Consider the following 19,752-nt stretch of genomic DNA (forward strand, 5'->3'; position numbering starts at 1 on the left):
CGCGTCGATCTCGAGCCGCTGTTGGCCGACGATCCGCAGGAGACGGGCGTTCTCCTTCTCCAGTCGACGAAGCCTGCGGGCTTCGTCGACTGTGGTGTCGCCGTACTTCTTCTTCCAGGCGTAGTAGGACGCGGTGCTGCATCCCAGGTCGCGGCACAGCTCCTCGATGGGTTTGTCGCCCTTTTTGGCGTTCTGGAGGAGATTGATGATCTGGTCTTCGGAGAACTGACGGGTTTTCATAGAGGTCGCCTCACTTTCCAGCCTAGGGCTGGGGGCGAGCCTGAGTCTCTAGTCCTGACCGTCCAGTTTTCGGGGAGCAGACCAACCCCCTCACCAGAGGTGGGTTGTCTCTGGGCGCTACTCCACCACCACCAGCCGCAGGGTCCCCGTCCCCGCCGGGCCGTCGATGGTGAGGACCTCCAGGCGGCAGGGCAGGTCGTCGCGGCCCAGTTCGCGCACGAGGTAGGTCAGGGCGGCCCGGTGCATCAGCGCGAGCTTGCGCGGCGTCACGCTCTGGGCGGCGTCCCCGTAGCGGGCCGAGCGGCGCTGGCGGACCTCGGTGAAGACGAGCCAGGAGCCGTCCCGCGACACGAGGTCAATCTCGCCCCCCAGAATGCGGTAGTTGCGGGCGAGGATGACCCGGCCCAGGCTCTCCAGGTGCGCGGCGGCGCGGGCTTCGGCGTCGGCACCCTTCAGGGCTGCTCTCCCGCGCCGTGGGGGTCGGGGCCGTGGCCGAGGTCCGAGAGCAGGTCACGGTAGAGGCGGGCCGCGTCCCGGCGCACGTCGTCGAGGGTGGCGTCGTCCCCGGCGAGGTCCAGGGCCACTTCCAGCGCCCCCTCCAGCACGGCGGCATAGATGGGCCAGCGGCCCGGCGGGGGGGACTCTTCGCCTTCCTCATCCCCTCCGCTCTCCAGCCGCGAGAGCGCGTCCTCGGCGGCGGCCCGCTCGGCGTCGCGCTTGGAGCGGCCCTCGCCGTGGCCCAGCTCGCGGCCCCCGGCCCTCACGGTGACGCGAAAGGTGCGCTCGTGGGCGGGGCCTGTTCCCTCCGCGTCAAAGGTCGGAGTGCCGAGGCCCAGCGCTGCGAGCCGCGCGATGAGGTCGCCCTTGGGATTCATCCCCCCAGGGTAATACGGGCCAGAAGAATCTGGGGGTGCTTGTCCCCCCCGCGGGCGGGGTATGCTGGCCTCCCGGAACAAGCCCGCGCCCCGCCCCTTCCGCCGCTCCTGGCGGCAGAGGCCCGCTGCGGCGCGCGGCTGTCCCCGGAGGCTTCATGACCCAGACCGTCCCCCCAGCCGTCCCCAGCCCCCTTCCGCCCGCCCGCCGCCTCATGCTGGGGCTGCAACACTCGGTCGCCATGTTCGGGGCGACGGTGCTCGTGCCCATCTTGGTGGGCCTTTCGCCTTCGGTGGCCCTCTTCGGGGCAGGGGTGGCGACGCTGCTCTTTCACCTCCTCACGCGCGGGCAAGTGCCCATCTTCCTGGGGTCGAGCTTTGCCTTTATCGCGCCCACCGCGCTCGTCGTCAAAGAGTTCGGTCCCGCCGCCGCCGGGGGCGGCCTGGTCGCGGCGGGGGCGATGTACCTGCTCTTTTCCGGGTTGGTGCAGGTGTTCGGCACCGGGCGGCTGCTGAAAGTATTCCCGCCCGTGGTGACGGGTCCGGTCATCATCGTGATTGGCCTCGGCCTAAGCAGCGTGGCCGTGAACCAGGCCAAGGAGGGCTGGGGGCTGGCCCTCGTCACCCTGGCGGCGGCGGTTGTGGCGAGCCTGTGGGGGCGGGGCCTTTTCCGCATGATTCCCATCCTGGTCGGGGTGGTCAGCGGCTACCTCGTCGCGCTCGCCACCGGACAGGTGAGCCGTGAGGCGCTGGATGCGGCAGCGGCGGCTCCCCTCCTCGGCTTGCCGGACTTCCACGCCCCCGCCTTCGACTGGCGGGCAGTCGCCATCATCGCGCCCGTGGCAGTCGTGACCTTTATCGAGCATGTGGGCGATGTCATCGTGAACGGGCGGGTCGTCGGCAAGAACTTCCTGGAAAACCCCGGCCTGAGCCGCACCCTCTTCGCGGACGGTATCGCCAACATGAGCAGCGCGGCGCTGGGCGGCCCCGCCGCGACCACCTACGCCGAGAACACCGGCGTGCTCGCCCTAACCCGCGTGTACGACCCCCGCGTCCTGCAAATCGGGGCCGTCTTTGCCATCCTCTTTGGCTGCTCGCCCAAACTGGCGGCCCTCCTCAAGAGCCTGCCGCAGGGCGTGCTGGGCGGCGTGAGTATCCTGCTGTTCGGCATGATTGCCAGCGTAGGCATTCGCACCCTGGCCGAGGCGCGAATCGACTTCGCGCACAGCCGCAACCTGATTATCGTTTCCCTCATCCTGGTGCTGGGGCTGGGTGGGGCGGCCTTTCCGGTGGGGGTGGGCGGCACCACCCTCACCCTCTCAGGGATGGCGCTCGCGGCGCTCGTCGGTATCGTGGCGAACCTGATTCTGCCCCGGCAGCATCAGGAGGTCGCCGGAGAACCCGAAGGGCGCGACGTGAGCGTGTAGGCCGATTGGGACAACCCCAACGGGACACCGCCCGCCCTGGCTTCGGCTGGGGCGGGCGATGGCTTTCGGGGGAGGTTTAGCGCCGCCCCCGCTTGCGCACCTTCTGCCCCGGCACCGTCGCCTGCTTGAACTCCTTGCCCTGAAGCTTGGCCTCGATGGCACGAATCTGGTCGCGCAAGCTGGCGGCCCGCTCGAAATCGAGGTCTTCGGACGCCTGCCACATGTCGAGTTCGAGGTCGGTGAGCTGCGCGGCGAGGGCCTCGCGGTCGTCCCCCACCGTTTCGGAGGAGACCTCTTCCGGCGCTTCCTCGCCGCGAATCACGTCGCGCACGCCCTTGCGCACGGTCTGCGGGGTGATGCCATGTTCCTCGTTGTAGGCAAGCTGCTTTTCGCGTCGGCGGCGGGTTTCTTCCATCGCGTATTCCATCGCGGGCGTCACCGTGTCGCCGTAGAGGATGACCTCCCCGTTCACGTTGCGGGCCGCACGGCCAATCGTCTGGATGAGCGCCCGCTCACTGCGCAGGAAACCCGGTTTGTCGGCGTCCAGAATCGCCACCAGCGAGACTTCGGGGAGGTCCAGGCCCTCGCGCAGCAGGTTGATGCCGACGAGCACGTCGTAATGCCCCAGCCTCAGGTCACGGATGATGACCTGCCGCTCGACGGAGTCGATGTCCGAGTGCATGTAACGGGCCTTGACGCCCTTTTCCAGCAGGTACTCGGTGAGGTCTTCCGCCATCCGTTTGGTGAGGGTCGTGACCAGGGTACGCTCCCCCCGCGCCGCTCGCTCGCGCACCCGCCCCAACAGGTCTTCAATCTGCCCCTGAATCGGTCGCACGGTGACGGGCGGGTCAACGAGTCCGGTCGGGCGAATAATCTGGTCAGCCACATTGTCGCTGACCTGCCGCTCGAAGGGACCGGGGGTGGCCGACACGAAGACGATTTGCCCGGTCTTCTCCAGGAACTCGTCAAAGTTGAGGGGGCGGTTGTCGAGTGCGCTGGGCAGCCGAAAGCCGTAGTCCACGAGCGTCTGCTTGCGCGCCCGGTCGCCGTTGGCCATCCCGCCGATTTGGGGCACCGTGACGTGCGACTCGTCAATAAAGGTGACGAAGTCATCCGGGAAATAGTCCAGCATCGTGTACGGCGTCGCCCCCGGTGCCCGCCCGTCGATGTGCCGCGAGTAGTTCTCGATGCCGGAGCAGTAGCCCAGCACCTTGAGCATCTCCAGGTCGTAAAGGGTGCGTTCCTTGAGCCGCTGCGCTTCGAGCAGCTTGCCCACCGACTTGAAATATTCGAGCCGCTGGTCAAGTTCTTCCTGAATCGTCACGATGGCCCGCTCGATATTGCCCGCCGAGGAGACGTAGTGCTTGGCAGGGTAGACCACTGTCGCGTCAAGGTCCCCCAGCCGCTCTCCGGTAAGCGGATGCACCACGCTGATGCGCTCGATGTCGTCGCCCCACATCTCGACCCGCAGGGGCTGCTCGTCGTAGGCGGGCCACACGGTGACCGTCTCGCCCTTGACCGAGAAGCGTCCGGGCAGGAGTTCGATGTCGTTGCGCTCGTACTGCATGTTCACCAGTCGCCCCAGCAGCTCGTCGCGGGGCATCTGCCCGCCCTTTTTCAGCACCGCGTTTAGGGCCGTGTACTCCTTGGGGTCGCCCAGGCCGTAGATGCACGACACCGACGCGACCACGATGGTGTCCCGCCGGGTCAGCAGGCTGCGGGTCGTCGAGTGCCGCAGCCGCTCGATTTCCTGGTTGATGCTGGCGTCCTTTTCGATGAAGAGGTCCTTGCCGGGCACGTAGGCTTCGGGCTGGTAGTAGTCGTAGTACGAGATAAAGAACTCGACCGCCGCGTCGGGGAAGAACTCGCGGAACTCGGAGGCGAGCTGGGCGGTGAGGATTTTGTTGGGGGCCATGACCAGGGCGGGACGGCCAGTCTCCTCGATGACCTTCGCCATGGAGTAGGTGTTGTGGACGAACAGGCCCCCGCGCCCGGTCAGGAACGTTTCGAACTCGTCCACGCTGAAGTCGTAGACGTAGGGCGTCTGGGGGGCCACCACCTCAGCACGCTCGACCGGGGACCAATGCACGTCTGCCAGACCGCAGAAGGCCGCGTCCGTGATGCCGACCGACGCGCACAGCCGCCGGAACAGGGCCGCGCTGGGTGCTCGCTCGCCGCGTTCGATGGCCGACACCGCCGTGCGGGTACACCCGGCCCTCTGGGCGACCTCGCTCTGGCTGAGGCCCGCCTGCTCCCGTTCCGCCCGGAGGCGGGGACCGACGCCGGGCACGAGGTCCACGTTGGTGTTGCCCCACCCGGCCCGCTCCAGCGCGGCGGCCAGGGCCTCCCGCTTGCGCGTGCTCAGGAAGCCGACTTCGGCCTGGAAAGCCCGCAGGTTCTCGGCCCCAGAAATCGTGACCTTATGGTATGTCCCCAACGTTCCATCGGGCCGCCGCTTTTGAAGCTCGCGCAGCCGCGCCCAGACCCCGAAACGCAGCAGGGCCTCGGCGAGTTCCCCGGCCAGCCGCTCACTCGCCGTGACCGCCGTGACCGCGCCGCCCTCCACCCCGCCGTCGCCCTCGAAGTAGGCCCGCAGCAGTGCGGCGAGAAAGGCATTCGGCAGCGCCGCGAAGTTCTGCGGGAGGTGCTTGGTGGGGGCGCGGCGGCCCATCAGCCGCGAGAGCAGCTCCTGCCAGACCCGGCCCCCCAGCACGAAGTCGCCGTCCTTGCGCCGGAAGTGGGGGGCCTCCAGGTCGTTCAGCGCCCGCGTGAGGTGTTCTTGCACCTGCGGGTCACGCGCCGAAATCAGGGCGAAGCGGTCAGCAGCGTGCCCCTCGGCGAGGTACTGCCCACAGAGCAGCGCGAGCGCCGGGGTCAGCGGCAACTGGGCGGGCAGCGAGACCGTCCGCGCCGAGACACGCGCCTCCTGGGGGGCCACCAGCCCGCCCGCGACGGCGGCCCGCGCACCGGAGAGGTGGAGACCGCCGCCCCTCTTGCCGTGGCGCAGGGCGTGCATCTTTCCCCACGCCTGCTCACGCGGGTGGTGCTCGCGCAGCAGGGCCTGCCAGGCCGCGTCCTGTTCGGCCCGGTAGGGGACCGCGACATGGAAAGGCAAGCCGTCCAGCAGCTCCAGCGTGCCGAGCGCCGCGAGGGTCCCCTGCGGTTCGGGGACCCGGCGCGGCACGGGGAGGGCGTCTCCCGCCCGCACCGCGTCGCCGGGAATCAGGTGCAGGCCGCCGCCCCGCAGCACCCACACGCTGTGGTCGGCGGTCACGGCCACGTCGCGCCCGCAGGCCGTGGTCAGGCGGTGCAGCGCTGGCGGGGTGCGGTGGCGGCTCAGGGCCGTGACAGCACGCCACTCCACCCGCCCCGTCGCCGCGTCCCAGGCGAGGACCCGCATCGGGTCGGCGGGGGGCAACTCCAGCGACTCCTCGTCCTGGTGGGCCTGGCCGAACACTCCGTCAATGAGTTCGCCGATGGGCAGGCGGCGCACCTCTCCGGCCACCTCGACGGTGACGGGTTCGTGCCAGGCCACGCTCTTGCCCGTGCCCGTTGCACCCAGCAGCGTCTGAAACCGCAGTCCCGACTCCAGCCCCTCCACCAGCGACTTGATGGCGGTCGGTTGGTCTCCGGACGGCTTGAACTCGGATTTGACCTTCAGCATCGGGAAACCTCCATGGGACGGGGCAGGACAGGGACGAAGCGCCGGATTCCGGCACGCGAATGCATCCCACCAGTTTACGTCACCAACGTAAGCCGGGTGTGGGAAGGCTGACCGAGTTCAGCTCGCGAGCTGCTGTAGCGCTCCCTCAATCTCCCGGTCGCTCCGCAGCACGACGAGCCGCAGCCCCGGTACCGTCCGCAGTTGAGCCAGTTGCCACTCTGCCTGCGGGGAAAACTGCCAGATGTCCAGCAGCAGCGCCCGCGAGGGCCACTTCGGCGGATGACCGCCGTGGGGATAGCGCCCCAGCCGCTCGCGCCAGAAGGCCCGCCAGAGGCACTGCCAGCGCGGCGGCCGAAGAAAGAATACGGTGTCTGCCTGGTACGCCCGCAGCAGCAGCGTGGCCGAGAAGTTGCCGTCGAGAATCCAGCGCTCCCCCGCCAGCGCGTCCGAGAGGCGCGACAGCCACCGCTCGCGCTCGACCGGTTTCCAGCCCTTGTCCCAGTACAGTTCGTCCAGATGCACGAGGGGAAGACGACCTCATCCCGGAGGGCGCGGAGTTCGTCCAAAGTTCGTCCAGATGCACGAGGGGAAGACCCGTCCGCTCCGCCAGCCGCTGAGCGAAGGTGCTCTTGCCCGCGCCGGGGCTGCCGACGATGAGGACGCGCTTCATGGCTGGTCCCCCGTCACAAAGTGGCCGACCTGGCCTGCGGGCAGCCGCAGCAGGTCCGGCAGGCAGGTGGGATACAGCGGCTCCCGGTCCAGCTCGCTCAGCGGCAGCCATTCCAACACGCACCCCGGATGGTCGAGCGCCGTAAAGGGCAGGGGCGGCAGCGTCTCGCCGGAGATGCGGTAGTAGAAGCCGGTTTCGTGCCACTCGCGGCCTCCGAGCCGGAAGAAGTTCTCAACCACTCCGGCCAGGGTGAACCGGGCCGCGCTGTCGCCCGTCTCCTCCTGCCACTCGCGCCGGGCCGCCTGCCTGCTGGGTTCCCCGGTCCGCACCGCGCCGCCCGGCAGGTACAGGAAATCGGGGTTGTCGCGGCACACCAGCAGGTGAGCGTCCCGAACACACAGGATGCCCACCCGCAGGTTCACAAGGGTGCCGTCGGGGGCTGGAAAGCGAAAATCGGTCACCGCGCCAGTGTGGGGTGGGGGCGGGCGCGGGAGCATCGGCCAGATGGCGGGGCGGGTCAGGTTACGGGTTGGCCTGCCCGCCCCCCAGCACCTCTGCGGCCACCTCCAGAAAGCTCCCCACCACCGGACTCATCTCTCCGCCGCCGCGCCACACCGCTACGATGTCGATGACGGGCGCGTCCCGCAGCGGGCGGTAGACCACGCCGGGCAGCGACAGGCGCTCGAAGAAGCGGATGGGGAGGAACACCCCCACCCCCGCCGCCACCAGCGAGAGCAGGGTGGGAATCTCGATCGCCTCCTGCACCACGTGGGGCGTGTACCCGGCCCCAGAGGTCCAGCGCATCACCTGGTCAAAGTAGGTGGCCCGCAGGTGCCGGGGGAAAAAGACGAACGGCTCGCCCGCGAGGTCCGCGATGTCCAGCTCGGCCCGCCCCGCGAGTGGGTGCCCGGCGGGCAGCGCGGCGACCAGCGGTTGCCGCCACAGCGGGCGCGAGGAGAGCGAGGGGTCGCGCACGGGCAGCAGCATCAGCCCCAGGTCGAGGGTGCCGCCGCGCAGCCCCGCCTCCTGCTCCTGGGCGGTCAGCTCGCGCAGGTCCACCCGCACCTGCGGAAAGCGTTCCCGAAAGACCCGCACGATTTCCGGCAGGCCCCCAAAGGCCAGCCCGCTCACGAAGCCCAGGGTCAGCCGCCCAACCTCGCCCCGCGCCGCTCGCCGCGCCCGCTCGACCGTCTCGCCCGCGAGGGCGAGGGTCTGCCGCGCCCCCACCAGAAACTCCTCTCCGGCGGGTGTGAGCTGCACCCGGCGGGTGGTCCGGCGCACCAGCGGCACGCCCACCTCGTCCTCCAGATTTTTGATGGAGTTGCTCAGCGCCTGCTGCACCACGAACACCCGTTCGGCGGCGCGGCCAAAATGGCCCTCCTCGGCGAGGGCGACGAAGTGGCGCAGGTGGCGGAGTTCCATAGGGGGGGGCGTGTGGCTGGTGGCTCGTGGCTTGTGGAGAGAAAAAGCAGAAGCGGAAGCTCAGAGCTTTGGCCCTACAGGCCACACGCCCCACGCTACACGCCTCCCACCATTCCCGCTGGTCAGTTCCCTCACTTTGCCCTGTTGGAAGCGGGCAATCGGGGGGCCTAGACTGGGCAGCATGACGACATCTCCGCCGAATCGTCCGCCGCGGGCGAATCTGCCGCCGCAGCAGCGCGAGCAGCTCAACCAGATTGAAACGCAGGAGTGGCTCGACTCGCTCGCTTACGTCTTTGCGGATGCGGGCGACCTGCGGGCCGCGCAGCTCCTCGAAGAACTCGACCACTACGCCTACTTTCACGGGGCACCGATTCAGTTCAAGCAGAACACGCCCTACATCAACACCATCGACGCCGAAGCGCAGCCCGACTACCCCGGTGACGCCGAGCTGGAGCGCAAAATCCGCAACGCGATTCGCTGGAACGCGGTGGCGATGGTCGTCAAGGCGAACAAGAAAAGTGACGGCATCGGCGGGCACCTCTCGACCTACGCGAGCAGCGCCGAGCTGCTGGAGGTGGGCTTTAACCACTTCTTCCGCGGCCACGGGGCCGGGCCAGACCGCGACCTGGTGTTTTTCCAGGGCCACGCCAGCCCCGGCGTGTACGCCCGCTCGTACCTGGAGGGCCGCTTTGACGAGGCCCGCTTGAACAACTTTCGCCGCGAGCTGAGCCAGGACGGCCCCGGCCTCTCCTCGTACCCCCACCCCTGGCTGATGCCCGACTACTGGGAGTTCCCGACGGTCAGCATGGGCCTTGGCCCCATCCAAGCCATCTACCAGGCCCGCTTTATCCGGTACCTCGAAAACCGGGGCCTGAAGCCAAAAGGGAACGCCAAGGTCTGGGCCTTTCTGGGGGACGGCGAGATGGACGAGCCGCAGTCGGTGGGGGCGCTCAGATTCGCCGCCTACGAGAACCTCGACAACATCATCTTTGTCCTGAACGCCAACCTCCAGCGCCTCGACGGGCCGGTGCGGGCCAACTCCAAGGTGATTCAGGAGTTCGAGGCCCTCTTCCGGGGGGCGGGCTGGAACGTCATCAAGGTGGTCTGGGACTCCAAGTGGGACGAGCTGCTGGCCAAGGACTACAACGGGGCCATCGTGAAGAGGTTCGAGGCGCTCGTCGACGGCGAGTCGCAGCGCTACGCGGCCTTTGGCGGCAAAGAGCTGCGCGAGAAGTTCTTCAATACGCCGGAGTTGCAGCAGCTTATCGAGGGCTGGTCTGACGCTGACCTCGAACTGCTCAACCGCGGCGGACACGACATCCACAAGATTTACGCCGCCTACGACGCCGCCATGAAGCACACGGGCGGCCCCACCGTCATCATCGCCCGCACGGTCAAGGGCTACGGCCTCGGCGAGACGGCGCAGGCCCGCAACGTGGCCCACCAGGTCAAGAAGCTGGAGTTTGACGCCCTGAAATCCCTGCGCGACCTGCTGGAGCTGCCCCTGACCGACGAGCAGGTCGAGCACCTTGACTTCTACCACCCCGGCCCGGACAGCCCGGAAGTGAAGTACATGCTGGAGCGGCGGCGGGCGCTCGGCGGCTTCGTGCCGGAACGCCGGGTGGAGTACCCGCACCCCAAGGTGCCGACCGGCGAGTTCTACGAGGAGTTCGCCGCCGGAAGCAAGGGCCGGGCGGTGAGCACCACGATGGCCGCCGTGCAGATTCTGAGCAAGCTGCTGCGCGACAAGGAAATCGGCAGGTTCATCGTGCCCATCGTTCCCGACGAGGCCCGGACTTTCGGGATGGACGCCCTCGTGCCGCGCATCGGCATCTACAGCCCGCGCGGGCAAACCTACCAACCCGTCGACTTCGGCTCGCTGATGGCCTACAAGGAGAGCACCGACGGCCAGATGCTCGAAGAGGGCATCACCGAAGACGGCGCGATGAGCAGTTGGATTGCGGCGGCGACGAGCTACGCCAACCACGGGGTGCCCACCATCCCCTTCTACGTCTTCTACTCGATGTTCGGGATGCAGCGCATCGGCGACCTCGTGTGGGCCGCCGCCGACCAGCGGGCACGTGGCTTCCTGTTCGGGGCGACGGCGGGCCGCACCACCCTGGCGGGCGAGGGCCTCCAGCACCAGGACGGCAACTCGCTCCTTCAGGCGTACGTGGTGCCCAACCTCAAGGTGTACGACCCCGCCTTCGCCTACGAACTTGCCGTGATTGTCGAAGCGGGCATCCAGCGGATGTACGTGGACGGCATCGACGAGTTCTATTACGTCACCATCGACAACGAGAACGAAGTGCAGCCGCCCATGCCGGAGGATGGCCGCCCCCACGAGGAAATCCGCGACGGCATCCTGCGCGGGCTGTACCGCTTTCAGAAGAGCGGGAATACGAAGGCCAAGCTGCGGGCGCAGCTCCTCGCCAGCGGCCCGGCGATGGGCGCGGCGCTGGAAGCCGTCACGATGCTGGAGGGCTACGGGGTCGCCGCCGACGTGTGGTCGGTCACGAGTTACAAGGAACTCCACCAAGACGCCCTGCTGACCCAGCGGCACAACATGCTGCACCCGCAAGACGAGCCGCGCGTCAGCTACGTGGCCTCGCAACTGAGTAGGGAAAACGCGCCGGGCGTCATCGTCTCGGTCAGCGATTACGTCAAGCTCGGCGCGGACGGCCTGAACGGGCACCTCGACCGCAAGGTCTGGACGCTGGGCACTGACGGCTTCGGGCGCTCGGAAGCCCGCGCTGAGCTGCGCGACTTCTTCGAGGTGGACGCCAAGCATGTGGTCCTCGCGACCCTGTACGCCCTGCAACGTGACGGCAAGGTGAAGGGCGACGTGGTGGCGGGGGCCATTGCAGACCTCGGCATCGACCCGGAGCGCGTGGCCCCCGTCCTGCGCTGACGTGCAGCGCCGAGGGGTCGAGCAGTCAAGGAGTCAGGACGGCTCCCCCCCGACCCCTCGACTTCCGACCCCTAGACCCCCTCCCAAGGAGCCTCCAACATGGCGACAGAACTCAGGCTGCCCGACGTGGGCGACAACATCGAGCAGGGCACCGTGGTGACGGTGCTCGTGAAGCCGGGCGACCAGGTCAGCGAAGGGCAGCCCATCATCGAAATCGAGACCGACAAGGCGGTCGTGGAGGTCCCGGCGAACGCTGCGGGCACCGTCGAGCGGGTGCACGTTCAGGTCGGCGACACCGTGAAGGTGGGGGGCGTCCTTCTGACGCTGCGTGGCGCGGGCGGGCCAGCCCCGGCCTCCGCTCCTGCCGCCGAGCCGGAAGCTCCCACGGTCGCGCCGGAGTCGGGCACCGCCAACCGGGTCGCCCAGGCCCAGCAGGAGGCGCAAAAGGAGCAGGCCAGCAGCGCGGGGCGTCCGGCTTCTCCTCCGGAGCGCACGCCCACCCAGTCCGCGCCCAGCCAAGCTCCCGGTGCCCAGCGGCCCTATGACACCCAGACCTACGATGGCCGTCCCCTGGTGCCCGCCGCGCCCAGCGTACGCCGGCTCGCCCGCGAGCTGGGGGTGGACATCCGCGCGGTGCACGGCACCGGCATCGCCGGGCGCATCAGCGAGGAAGACGTGCGGCGGGCGGCGGAAGGCGGTCAGCGGCCAGCGGCCAGCGCTCAGCCCGCGGCGGCCCCGGCTCCGGCTCCGGCCCCCGCGCAGGCCGCGCCCCTCCCCAACTTCGAGAAGTGGGGGGCCGTGCGCCGCGAGGACATGAGCGGCATTCGCAAGGCGACCGTGCGCTCCATGACCCAGTCTTGGACAACCATCCCGATGGTCACCCACTTCGACAAGGCCGACGTGACCCGCATGGAGGAGACACGCCGTCAGTTCGGAGCGCGGGTGGAAAAGGCGGGCGGCAAGCTCACCATGACCCACATCCTGATGAAGGTCGTGGCGAACGCCCTGCGGAAGTTCCCCAAGTTCGGGGCGTCGCTCGACCTAGAGCGGCAACAGGTCGTCTACAAGGAATACGTCCACCTCGGCGTGGCGGTCGATACGCCGCAGGGCCTCCTCGTGCCCGTCTTGCGCGACGCCGACCGCAAGAGCATCACCGAGATTGTGCTGGAGCTAAGCGAGCTGGCGGAAAAGGCCCGCGAGCGCAAGCTGAAGCCCGACGAGATGCAGGGGGCGACCTTTACCATCTCCAACCTCGGCGGGATTGGGGGCACCGGCTTCACGCCCATCGTCAACAGCCCGGAGGTGGCCATCCTGGGCGTGTCGCGCGGCGGCATGGAGCCGGTGTGGAACAAGGAGACGGGCACCTTCGAAGCCCGCAACATGCTTCCCCTCAGCCTGACCTACGACCACCGCCTCATCGACGGCGCGGACGCGGCCCGCTTCTTGCGGTATGTGTGCGAGGCGCTGGAAGACCCCTTCCTCATCTCGCTGTAACGGCCCTTGCGCCCAGCCCCCCATCCCCGTGGTGGGGGGCTTTGACGTGCCACGCCGCCTAAAAAACGCCCCCGACGAGGGGGGCGGTAGAGAAGGGAGAAGCGGTCAGCGGCGGTCAGGGCCGTCCGGGTCCTCGCCGGGATGGGGTGGGGCCGACTGGCTGGGCGGGACGTAGCCGGGGTTGGGGTCAGTGGCGGCATTCAGGCGGTCCGCGTGGGTTGCCACGCTGGTGCTGGCGCTGATGTCCACGCCCGCCGGGAAGGTGCGGTCCAGGAGGGCACCGTCTACACCGACGTCCGCGATGGTCTGCGCTCCGGCGTAGTCGGGGGCCTGGGGCGCGTGCTCCATCGCCTCCGGGTCGCGGGTGGCGAGGTGGTCAAACTGGTGGGTCACCGCGCCGGGGTCGACGGCGGGCATCGTCACGCCCTTGCCCTCGTCGGCGCTCGCCACCCGGTCCTCGGCGGGGGTCGAGGTGTAGCGGTCTTGGTGAACGTCCTTGGGGTCATGGGTCTGAAAGCCCGTGCGGGAGTCGGGCTGACCCGTCACCTCATTCACGGGGGTCGGAGTCCGGCGCTCGCGGTCCTCGTCGGGGCGGCCATCTCGGAAGTCGTCCATGGGTTCAGTGTCGTCCCTCACGCGGGGTGCCCGCATTCCGGCTTCCTTGAGGCTCGCGCGGGACGGCGCTCATGGGGGGATTAGGCCCGCGCCCGCACCACCATCGCGATGCCCATGCCCCCGCCGATGCACAGGCTGGCGACCCCGGTTTCCTTGCCGGAACGCCGCAGGGCGTGGATGAGGGTCACGAGCACCCGCGCCCCCGACGCCCCGATGGGGTGCCCCAGCGCGATGGCCCCGCCCGTCACGTTGACCCGTGCGGGGTCCACACCGAGGTCGCGCACGACCGCGAGGCTTTGGGCGGCAAAGGCTTCATTCAGCTCGAAGAGGTCCACGTCGCCGACCCCCATTCCGGCCCGCTCCAGCGCGACCGGTACCGCCTTGGCTGGGCCGATGCCCATGATGCGGGGGTCGACGCCAATCGCCGCGTAGCTCGTAATCTCAGCCAGGATGGGCAGGCCGTTCGCCTGCGCGTAGCCCTCGGTCGTCACGGCCAGCATCGCCGCCCCGTCGTTGAGGCCAGAGGCGTTCCCGGCGGTTACGGTGCCGCCCGGCTTGAAGGCGGGCTTGAGCTTGGCGAGCGCTTCGGCGGTGGCGCCGGGGCGCACGTACTCGTCTCTGTCAAAGAGGACGGGTCCCTTTTTGCTCGGTACCTCGACCGGAACAAGCTCGTCCGCAAAGGCCCCCGACTCGATCGCCGCCGCTGCCCGGCGCTGGCTTTCCACGGCAAAGGCGTCCTGCTCTTCTCGCGAGAGCTTCCACTCCTCGGCGATGTTCTCCGCGGTGATGCCCATATGTACGTCGTGGAACACGTCGGTCAGGCCGTCTTTGAGGATGGAGTCGAGGGCCTGCGTGTGCCCCAGGCGGTAGCCCTGGCGGGCGCGGGGCAGCAGGTAAGGAGCGCCGCTCATGCTCTCGGCGCCGCCCGCGAGGTAAAGCTGGCCATCGCCCGATTTCAGGCCCTGCACGGCGCTCACGACGGCCTGGAGGCCCGACCCGCACACCCGGTTGACCGTCTGCCCCGGCACGTGCTGGGGCAAGCCGGAGCGCAGCGCAATCTGCCGGGCCACGTTCATGCCCTGCCCGGCTTGCAAGACGTTGCCGACGATCACGTCCGCGACCTCGTCCGGGTTGACCCCCTCCAGAATCGCCCGCGTCGCCGTCACGCCGAGGTCGACCGCCGAAACGTCGGCCAGGGTGCCCAGAAAGCTGCCGATGGGCGTGCGGCGCGCTGCCGTAATCACCAGGGTGTCTGCGCTCTTCATGGGGGCAATCTAACGCGGGGGGCGTTCCCGCCTGGCCGGGTCGTCCCTGCCCCCCGAACGGCTCCGGTACGCTGCCTCCATGACCCGCCCCGCCCCGCATGGCCGCGCCGATTATCCGCACCACCAGCCCACCCCGACCCGCTGGGCCGACAATGACGTGTACGGCCACGTCAACAACGTGACCTACTACGCGTATTTCGATACCGCCGTGAACCGCTACCTCGTCGCCCAGGGGGTGCTGGACGTGCAGGCAGGGGGGATCATCGGGCTGGTCGTGGAGACGGGCTGCACCTTTTTTGCGCCCGCCGCTTTTCCGGACCTTCTCAGCGTGGGCGTGCGCGTGGCGCACCTGGGGCGCAGCAGCGTGCGGTATGAGCTAGCCGTCTTTCGGGAGGGAGAGGACCTGGCCTGTGCTCAGGGCCACTTCGTGCATGTGTACGTGGACCGGAAGACCAGACGGCCCGTGCCGTTGCCGGACGCCTTGCGAGCGGCGCTGGAGGAGCTATGGACCCACGGCTGACCGTCCCTTCCTGAGGGGTCACCGCAACCCGCCCGCCGGTCAGAGCGGGCGGAAGTGAAGAGCTGAGGCGTTACCCCTGGTTGCTCGCGGGGACGTTGCGGGCTTCCTCGACGTCCTTTTTCTCCTTGTGGCCGTCGTGCTCGGTGTTGCGGGCGGCGTTGGCCTCGCGGTCATTGACCCCCTTGAATGAAGGTTTGTCGTCATGCTCGATGTCGTGCACTTCTTTCTTGTTGCGCTCGTACTGGTCGGGCTGGCTGGTGTGGCCCTTGTTCTTGTCATCTTTGTCTGGCATGGCCCCAGCCTGACAGCCAGCGCGGGGGGTCAGCCGCAAGAAACTTCAAGCCGGGTTTAGAGATGGGCCTCCCTACAGCCGGGGCAGGGTCACGCCCCGCTGTCCCTGGTACTTGCCGCCCCGGTCGCCGTAGGTCACTTCCGGCCGCTCGCCCTCAAAAAAGAGGAGCTGCACGCAGCCCTCAAAGGCGTACATCTTGGCCGGAAGGGGAGTGGTATTGGAAAACTCCAGGGTGACGTGGCCCTCCCAGCCGGGTTCGAGGGGCGTCACGTTGGCGACGATGCCGACGCGGGCGTAGGTGCTTTTGCCCAGCGCCACCACCATGACGTTTTCTGGAATCCGCAGGTATTCCACGCTGCGGGCGAGCACGAACGAGTTGGGCGGAATGATGATTTCAGGAGCCTGGATATCGATAAAGGCCCGCGCGTCGAACGCCTTGGGGTCCACGATGGTGTTGCCGTGCGCGTTGGTAAAGACCTTCCACTCGTCGGCGCAGCGCAGGTCGTAGCCGTAGCTGCTCAGGCCGTAGGAGATGACCTGCCCCTGCTGCGCGGTGCGGACCAGGCGGTCCTCAAAGGGGTCAATCATGCCCGCGTGGGCCAGCTCGCGGATGCGCCAGTCGGGAAGGATGCTCATGGGGCGCATGCTAGCGGGCGCGGCTGGCCGGGGACGGGGTAGCCTTCATCCGTGAGGCTCGCGGTCATCAGCGACGTGCATGGCAATGCCCCCGCGCTGGAGGCAGTGCTGCGGGACCTGCGGGCCGAGACGCCCGACCTGGTGGTCAACCTGGGCGACCAGGTAGAGGGGGCGGCAAATCCAGCGCGGGCGGCAGCCCTCCAGCACGAGCTGGCGCAGGCCGGAGCGCTGGAGGTGCGGGGCAACAACGAGGAGAAGTTCTGGCCGGGCGGTCGGCGCTCGGCCCTCGCCCGCGAGTACGGCGCGTGGCTGGAGACGCAACTGGACGCGCGGGCGCGGGCGCGGCTCGCGGCCCTCCCCCTAACGGTCCGCTCCCTGGATGGCCGAGTCTTCGCCTGTCACGGCACCCCGGCTTCCGCCTGGGAGAGTTTGCTGTGGGCCTGGCAGCCAGAGGGCACCGGGGGGTTCTACCGCGCCCGCGACCCCCGCGCTCTGGCGGACCTCGTCGGGCCGCTGGGGGCCGAGGTCGTCCTGTGCGGGCACACCCACCGCCCCGGCGCGACACGGGTGGGAGATACGCTGGTGGTCAATGCCGGGGCCGTCAGCGAGCAGGTGGACGGCGACCCCCGCGCCCGCTGGACCCTGCTGGAATGCCGCCGGGGGCGCTGGACAGCCGACTTCCGCGCCGTGCCCTACGACCTGGAGGCGGCGGTGCGCTGGGCGCAGCGGCACAGTCCCTTTGGGGAGGACGTCGCGGCGCTGCTGCGGTCGGGGACCTTCGAGGTGCGGGGCGGGTAGGCTGGCCCCATGCGAGGCGTGATGGCGACGGTGGGGCTGGCCCTGCTGGGGACGGCGGCGGCACAGGGCGGGTGCGGGGGCGAGGCGGGAAGTCCGTCCTGGGTCAAGCCAGGCGTCTTTCGCGGCACGCTGGGAGGGCAGGCGGTCGTCCTGGAGCTGGGTCTGCGCGACGACGGCGAGGCCGCCCGCTACTTCTACGAACGCTTCGGCGTCAACATTCGCCTGAAGCCGGGCCGCGTGGGCACCGCCCTGGTGCTGCGCGAGGAAGTCTGGACCCTGGCGGGCATAAAGGTCACGGGCTGCCTGCGTCTCGAACGGGCCGGGGCAAGCCTGCGCGGAAGCTGGAGCAGCCCGGACGGGCGCACGACCCTTCCCGTCTCGCTCGCCCCGCTGGACGTGACGCGCCTGCCCCTCAACCTCCCCGACTCCCCCGGCCTGCGGCGGTTGCGAGACGCTGCCCCCCTCACCTTCCTCAAGCTCAACCGGGCATGGGCGCAGGAGGCCGGGGGTGCTCGCGTCCGGGAGCCGCTGAGCGGCGTGCGCTACCCACGCGTGCCGGGTGGAAGCGCCGCCCTGAATGCGGCCCTGCAAGACCGGCAGCTCGAACACGCCGCCAACGCCCTCGACTGCCGGGCGGGGCTGGAGGGGGCGGGCGAGGACGCTTACCAGGTCGAGGCTCAGGTAACCCTCCTGCGCTCCCGCCTGGTCAGCCTGTTCGAGCAGGCGGGCTACTTCTGCGGCGGCGCTCACCCCGACCATTTCGACGTGGGCCTCATCCTCGACCGCGCGACGGGCCGCCCGGTGCCGCTGACGGCCATCTGGCCGGGGCTGACGCCCGCGCGCCTGGCTGCCCTCTACCTCGCCCGCAGCGGCGCGGACGCCGAATGCCGCGAGGGGCTGACAGGCAGCCCATGGGGGTTGACTGCCCACCTCACCCCGCAGGGGCTGGCGCTCACGCCCACGGGCCTGCCGCACGTCGCGAGCGCGTGCGCGAAGACGGTCACGCTCCCCTTTGCTCCCCTGCGTGCCCAGGCAGACCCCAGGGGGCTGTACTTCCGCGATCTCTATCCCCGTTAGGGAGGGCAACAGGCGCCCCGCAGAAAACCCGGAGCGCGTGCCTGGCCCTTCGCCTCACCCCTTCAGTTTGCGGGTGATGTCCACCTGCCGCCGGGCCTGGTGGCGGATGCTGGCCTTGTCTTCCTCGCTGAGGGGCTGGCCGTTTGCGGTCACACTCGCCCCGTAGGGGTTGCCGCCCGACGCAAAGATGACGGGGTCGGTGTAGCCGGGGGGCACGATGATGGCCCCCCAGTGCGCGGCCATGAAGTACAGGGTTTGGAGGGTGGTTTCCTGGCCGCCGTTGGAGTTCTGGGCGCTCGTCATCGCGCTGAAGGTCTTGTTCGCCAGCGCCCCCGACGCCCACAGCGGACCCAGCGTATCGATAAAGACCCGCAGTTGGCTCGCCGCGCCGCCCCAGCGGGTGGGCGTGCTGATGAGGATGGCGTCCGTGTTCTGCATGTCGTCGGGGGTCGCTTCGGGGATATGGGCGGTGCGCTCCTGCTGCGCCTTCCACGCCTCCTGGCTGTCGACGACGCTTTGCGGAGCCGTCTCGCGGGCTTTGACCAACCGCACCTCGGCCCCGGCTTCGCGGGCCGCCTCCGCCGCCACCTCCGCCATCTGGTGGTTCGTGCCGTAGGTCGAGTAATAGAGAATCGTCATCCGCACTGGGTTCGTCATGGCCTCAGCGTACCCTTGCGAGCTAAATAGTTCAATGTTAAGCGGTCGGCCAAGCTGGACATGGCGAGGCATTCGGCGCCTTGTTCAGCTTGGCCCACAGGGGTCTAGCAGCCCATCAGACGCGGATGATGACGCGGGCAGAGTCGTCCTCCAGGTGCACGGTGTCGATAAAGCGCACCACGCGGGTGGCGTAGCCCATGACCAGCGTGTGGGTGCGGGCACCCCCGCCAAAGCGCCGCACCCCATTGAGGAGTTCGCCGTAGGTGATGCCCGTCGCCGAAAAGACAATCTGGTTTCCGGGAGCCAGTTCGTCGGTTTTGTAGACCTTGTGCTCGTTCACCCCCATCTGCGCGAAGCGCGCGCGCATGGCGTCGTCCTCGGCGATGAAGCGGCCCTGAATCTCGGCCCCCAGGCACTTCATCGCTGCTGCCGAGAGCACGCCTTCGGGGGCGCCGCCCGACCCCATCAGCGCGTGGACCCCGGTGCCGCGCACGCCCACGGCGAGGCTGGCGACGACGTCCCCATCGCCAATCAGCTTGACGCGGGCACCCGCCGCCCGCACCCGGCGAATCAGGTCGGCGTGCCGCTCGCGGTCGAGGATGGTCACGAGTAGGTCCTCGACGCCGCGCTCCAGGCTCTGGGCGATGGCGGCGAGGTTGGCCTCGACCGGCCAATCGAGGTGCACCCGTCCGGCGGCGGGGGGCGGCACGACGAGTTTGTCCATGTAGCAGTCGGGTGCGTGCATCAGGCCGCCGCGCTCGGACAGCGCGATGACCGCCAGGCCGTTGGGCAGCCCCTTGGCGGTCACCGAGGTGCCCTCCACCGGGTCGACGGCGATGTCAACCTCGTACTGCCCGCGCCCCAGCTCCTCGCCGATATAGAGCATCGGGGCCTCGTCCATCTCGCCCTCGCCGATGACGACCCGGCCCCGGATATCCAGGCTGCTCAGCAACTCGCGCATGGCCTCGGTGCCCGCCTGGTCCACCGCGTTCTTGTCGCCCATGCCGACCCAGCGGCTCGCGGCCAGCGCCGCGCCCTCAGTCACCCGCGCGGTTTCCAGCACCAGCGCATGCTCGAAACTTCCGGCCCGGACCGCCCGCACGGGGGGGGCGGCCTGCTCTTTGTGCTTGCCCGTCATGGTTGGACGCTAACACGTCCGCACCAAAAACCCGCATTGGGAGCGATTCCAAGC

19 protein-coding genes are annotated in these 19,752 nt (G+C 69.1%); 6 read left to right on the plus strand and 13 right to left on the minus strand.

Going from position 1 to position 19,752, the window contains the following annotated elements:
* The 3 genes from H565_RS0104370 to H565_RS14300 form a co-directional block, all read right to left on the minus strand.
* Positions 1 to 240, minus strand: a 240-nt coding sequence (locus H565_RS0104370; protein WP_027460046.1) for a transposase, incomplete at its 3' end; no start/stop codon positions are given.
* A 117-nt stretch (positions 241 to 357) separates the two neighbouring features.
* Positions 358 to 696 carry a YraN family protein gene (locus tag H565_RS0104375; protein WP_027459974.1) on the minus strand — a complete coding sequence of 113 codons (339 nt, stop codon included), beginning with the start codon at positions 694 to 696 and terminating at the stop codon, positions 358 to 360.
* Complete coding sequence (locus tag H565_RS14300; protein WP_034408379.1) at positions 693 to 1,115, minus strand: putative dsRNA-binding protein; 423 nt, start codon at positions 1,113 to 1,115, stop codon at positions 693 to 695. Before H565_RS14300 ends, H565_RS0104375 begins: the two co-directional genes overlap by 4 nt.
* Before the next feature lie 155 nt (positions 1,116 to 1,270).
* On the opposite strand from H565_RS14300, the gene H565_RS0104385 reads away from it, so the two are divergent.
* Positions 1,271 to 2,539 (plus strand): uracil-xanthine permease family protein, encoded by a 1,269-nt coding sequence (locus tag H565_RS0104385; RefSeq protein ID WP_027459975.1) that lies wholly within the window; start codon positions 1,271 to 1,273, stop codon positions 2,537 to 2,539.
* A 76-nt stretch (positions 2,540 to 2,615) separates the two neighbouring features.
* Here the strand turns inward: H565_RS0104385 and uvrB are convergent, their stop codons facing one another.
* The 4 genes from uvrB to H565_RS0104405 all read right to left on the minus strand — a co-directional run bounded on the left by uvrB (position 2,616) and on the right by H565_RS0104405 (position 8,295).
* On the minus strand, positions 2,616 to 6,203 hold the full coding sequence (gene uvrB, locus H565_RS17025) for an excinuclease ABC subunit UvrB (protein WP_084542890.1): 3,588 nt from the start codon (positions 6,201 to 6,203) through the stop codon (positions 2,616 to 2,618).
* A gap of 145 nt (positions 6,204 to 6,348) precedes the next feature.
* The gene (locus H565_RS17030) at positions 6,349 to 6,984 is read right to left on the minus strand and encodes an AAA family ATPase (protein WP_425387386.1); all 636 of its coding nucleotides are present in this window, start codon (positions 6,982 to 6,984) and stop codon (positions 6,349 to 6,351) included.
* Positions 6,870 to 7,334, minus strand: a complete 465-nt coding sequence (locus H565_RS14310) for an NUDIX hydrolase (RefSeq protein WP_034408383.1) — start codon at positions 7,332 to 7,334, stop codon at positions 6,870 to 6,872. The genes H565_RS17030 and H565_RS14310 overlap by 115 nt, the downstream gene beginning before the upstream one ends.
* A 61-nt stretch (positions 7,335 to 7,395) precedes the next feature.
* Complete coding sequence (locus H565_RS0104405) at positions 7,396 to 8,295, minus strand: LysR family transcriptional regulator (protein ID WP_027459977.1); 900 nt, start codon at positions 8,293 to 8,295, stop codon at positions 7,396 to 7,398.
* A 181-nt stretch (positions 8,296 to 8,476) separates the two neighbouring features.
* Here H565_RS0104405 and aceE point away from each other — a divergent pair, with 181 nt between their 5' ends.
* Together aceE and aceF are read left to right on the plus strand one after the other, a co-directional pair.
* Positions 8,477 to 11,206, plus strand: coding sequence for a pyruvate dehydrogenase (acetyl-transferring), homodimeric type (gene aceE, locus H565_RS0104410; RefSeq protein ID WP_027459978.1), 2,730 nt, complete (start codon positions 8,477 to 8,479; stop codon positions 11,204 to 11,206).
* A 99-nt stretch (positions 11,207 to 11,305) separates the two neighbouring features.
* A complete protein-coding gene (aceF, locus tag H565_RS0104415; protein ID WP_027459979.1) occupies positions 11,306 to 12,700 on the plus strand; it encodes a dihydrolipoyllysine-residue acetyltransferase in 1,395 nt (464 codons plus the stop codon).
* 105 nt (positions 12,701 to 12,805) lie between these two features.
* Here the strand turns inward: aceF and H565_RS14315 are convergent, their stop codons facing one another.
* Together H565_RS14315 and H565_RS0104425 are read right to left on the minus strand one after the other, a co-directional pair.
* Complete coding sequence (locus H565_RS14315) at positions 12,806 to 13,315, minus strand: hypothetical protein (RefSeq protein ID WP_051363412.1); 510 nt, start codon at positions 13,313 to 13,315, stop codon at positions 12,806 to 12,808.
* Positions 13,316 to 13,395: 80 nt separating this feature from the next.
* A complete protein-coding gene (locus tag H565_RS0104425; RefSeq protein WP_034408386.1) occupies positions 13,396 to 14,580 on the minus strand; it encodes an acetyl-CoA C-acetyltransferase in 1,185 nt (394 codons plus the stop codon).
* A gap of 79 nt (positions 14,581 to 14,659) precedes the next feature.
* Between H565_RS0104425 and H565_RS0104430 the strand changes: the two genes are divergently transcribed.
* A complete protein-coding gene (locus H565_RS0104430; RefSeq protein WP_027459981.1) occupies positions 14,660 to 15,100 on the plus strand; it encodes an acyl-CoA thioesterase in 441 nt (146 codons plus the stop codon).
* A gap of 70 nt (positions 15,101 to 15,170) precedes the next feature.
* On the opposite strand, the gene H565_RS0104435 is transcribed toward H565_RS0104430, so the two are convergent.
* Together H565_RS0104435 and dcd are read right to left on the minus strand one after the other, a co-directional pair.
* Complete coding sequence (locus H565_RS0104435) at positions 15,171 to 15,392, minus strand: hypothetical protein (RefSeq protein ID WP_027459982.1); 222 nt, start codon at positions 15,390 to 15,392, stop codon at positions 15,171 to 15,173.
* 72 nt (positions 15,393 to 15,464) lie between these two features.
* Complete coding sequence (gene dcd / locus H565_RS0104440; protein ID WP_027459983.1) at positions 15,465 to 16,028, minus strand: dCTP deaminase; 564 nt, start codon at positions 16,026 to 16,028, stop codon at positions 15,465 to 15,467.
* 51 nt (positions 16,029 to 16,079) lie between these two features.
* Between dcd and H565_RS0104445 the strand changes: the two genes are divergently transcribed.
* Together H565_RS0104445 and H565_RS0104450 are read left to right on the plus strand one after the other, a co-directional pair.
* A complete protein-coding gene (locus H565_RS0104445) occupies positions 16,080 to 16,826 on the plus strand; it encodes a metallophosphoesterase family protein (protein WP_027459984.1) in 747 nt (248 codons plus the stop codon).
* Positions 16,827 to 16,835: 9 nt separating this feature from the next.
* Positions 16,836 to 17,903, plus strand: a complete 1,068-nt coding sequence (locus H565_RS0104450; protein ID WP_245576158.1) for a hypothetical protein — start codon at positions 16,836 to 16,838, stop codon at positions 17,901 to 17,903.
* Between the two features lie 54 nt (positions 17,904 to 17,957).
* Here H565_RS0104450 and wrbA read toward each other — a convergent pair whose 3' ends face one another.
* Both wrbA and glpX read right to left on the minus strand, forming a co-directional pair.
* Positions 17,958 to 18,560, minus strand: a complete 603-nt coding sequence (gene wrbA / locus H565_RS0104455) for an NAD(P)H:quinone oxidoreductase (protein WP_027459986.1) — start codon at positions 18,558 to 18,560, stop codon at positions 17,958 to 17,960.
* Between the two features lie 115 nt (positions 18,561 to 18,675).
* Positions 18,676 to 19,698 (minus strand): class II fructose-bisphosphatase, encoded by a 1,023-nt coding sequence (gene glpX / locus H565_RS0104460; RefSeq protein ID WP_027459987.1) that lies wholly within the window; start codon positions 19,696 to 19,698, stop codon positions 18,676 to 18,678.
* Between the last annotated feature and the right edge of the window lie 54 nt (positions 19,699 to 19,752).

Source organism: Deinococcus murrayi DSM 11303, assembly GCF_000482805.1.
GTDB classification, from domain to species: Bacteria; Deinococcota; Deinococci; order Deinococcales; family Deinococcaceae; genus Deinococcus; species Deinococcus murrayi.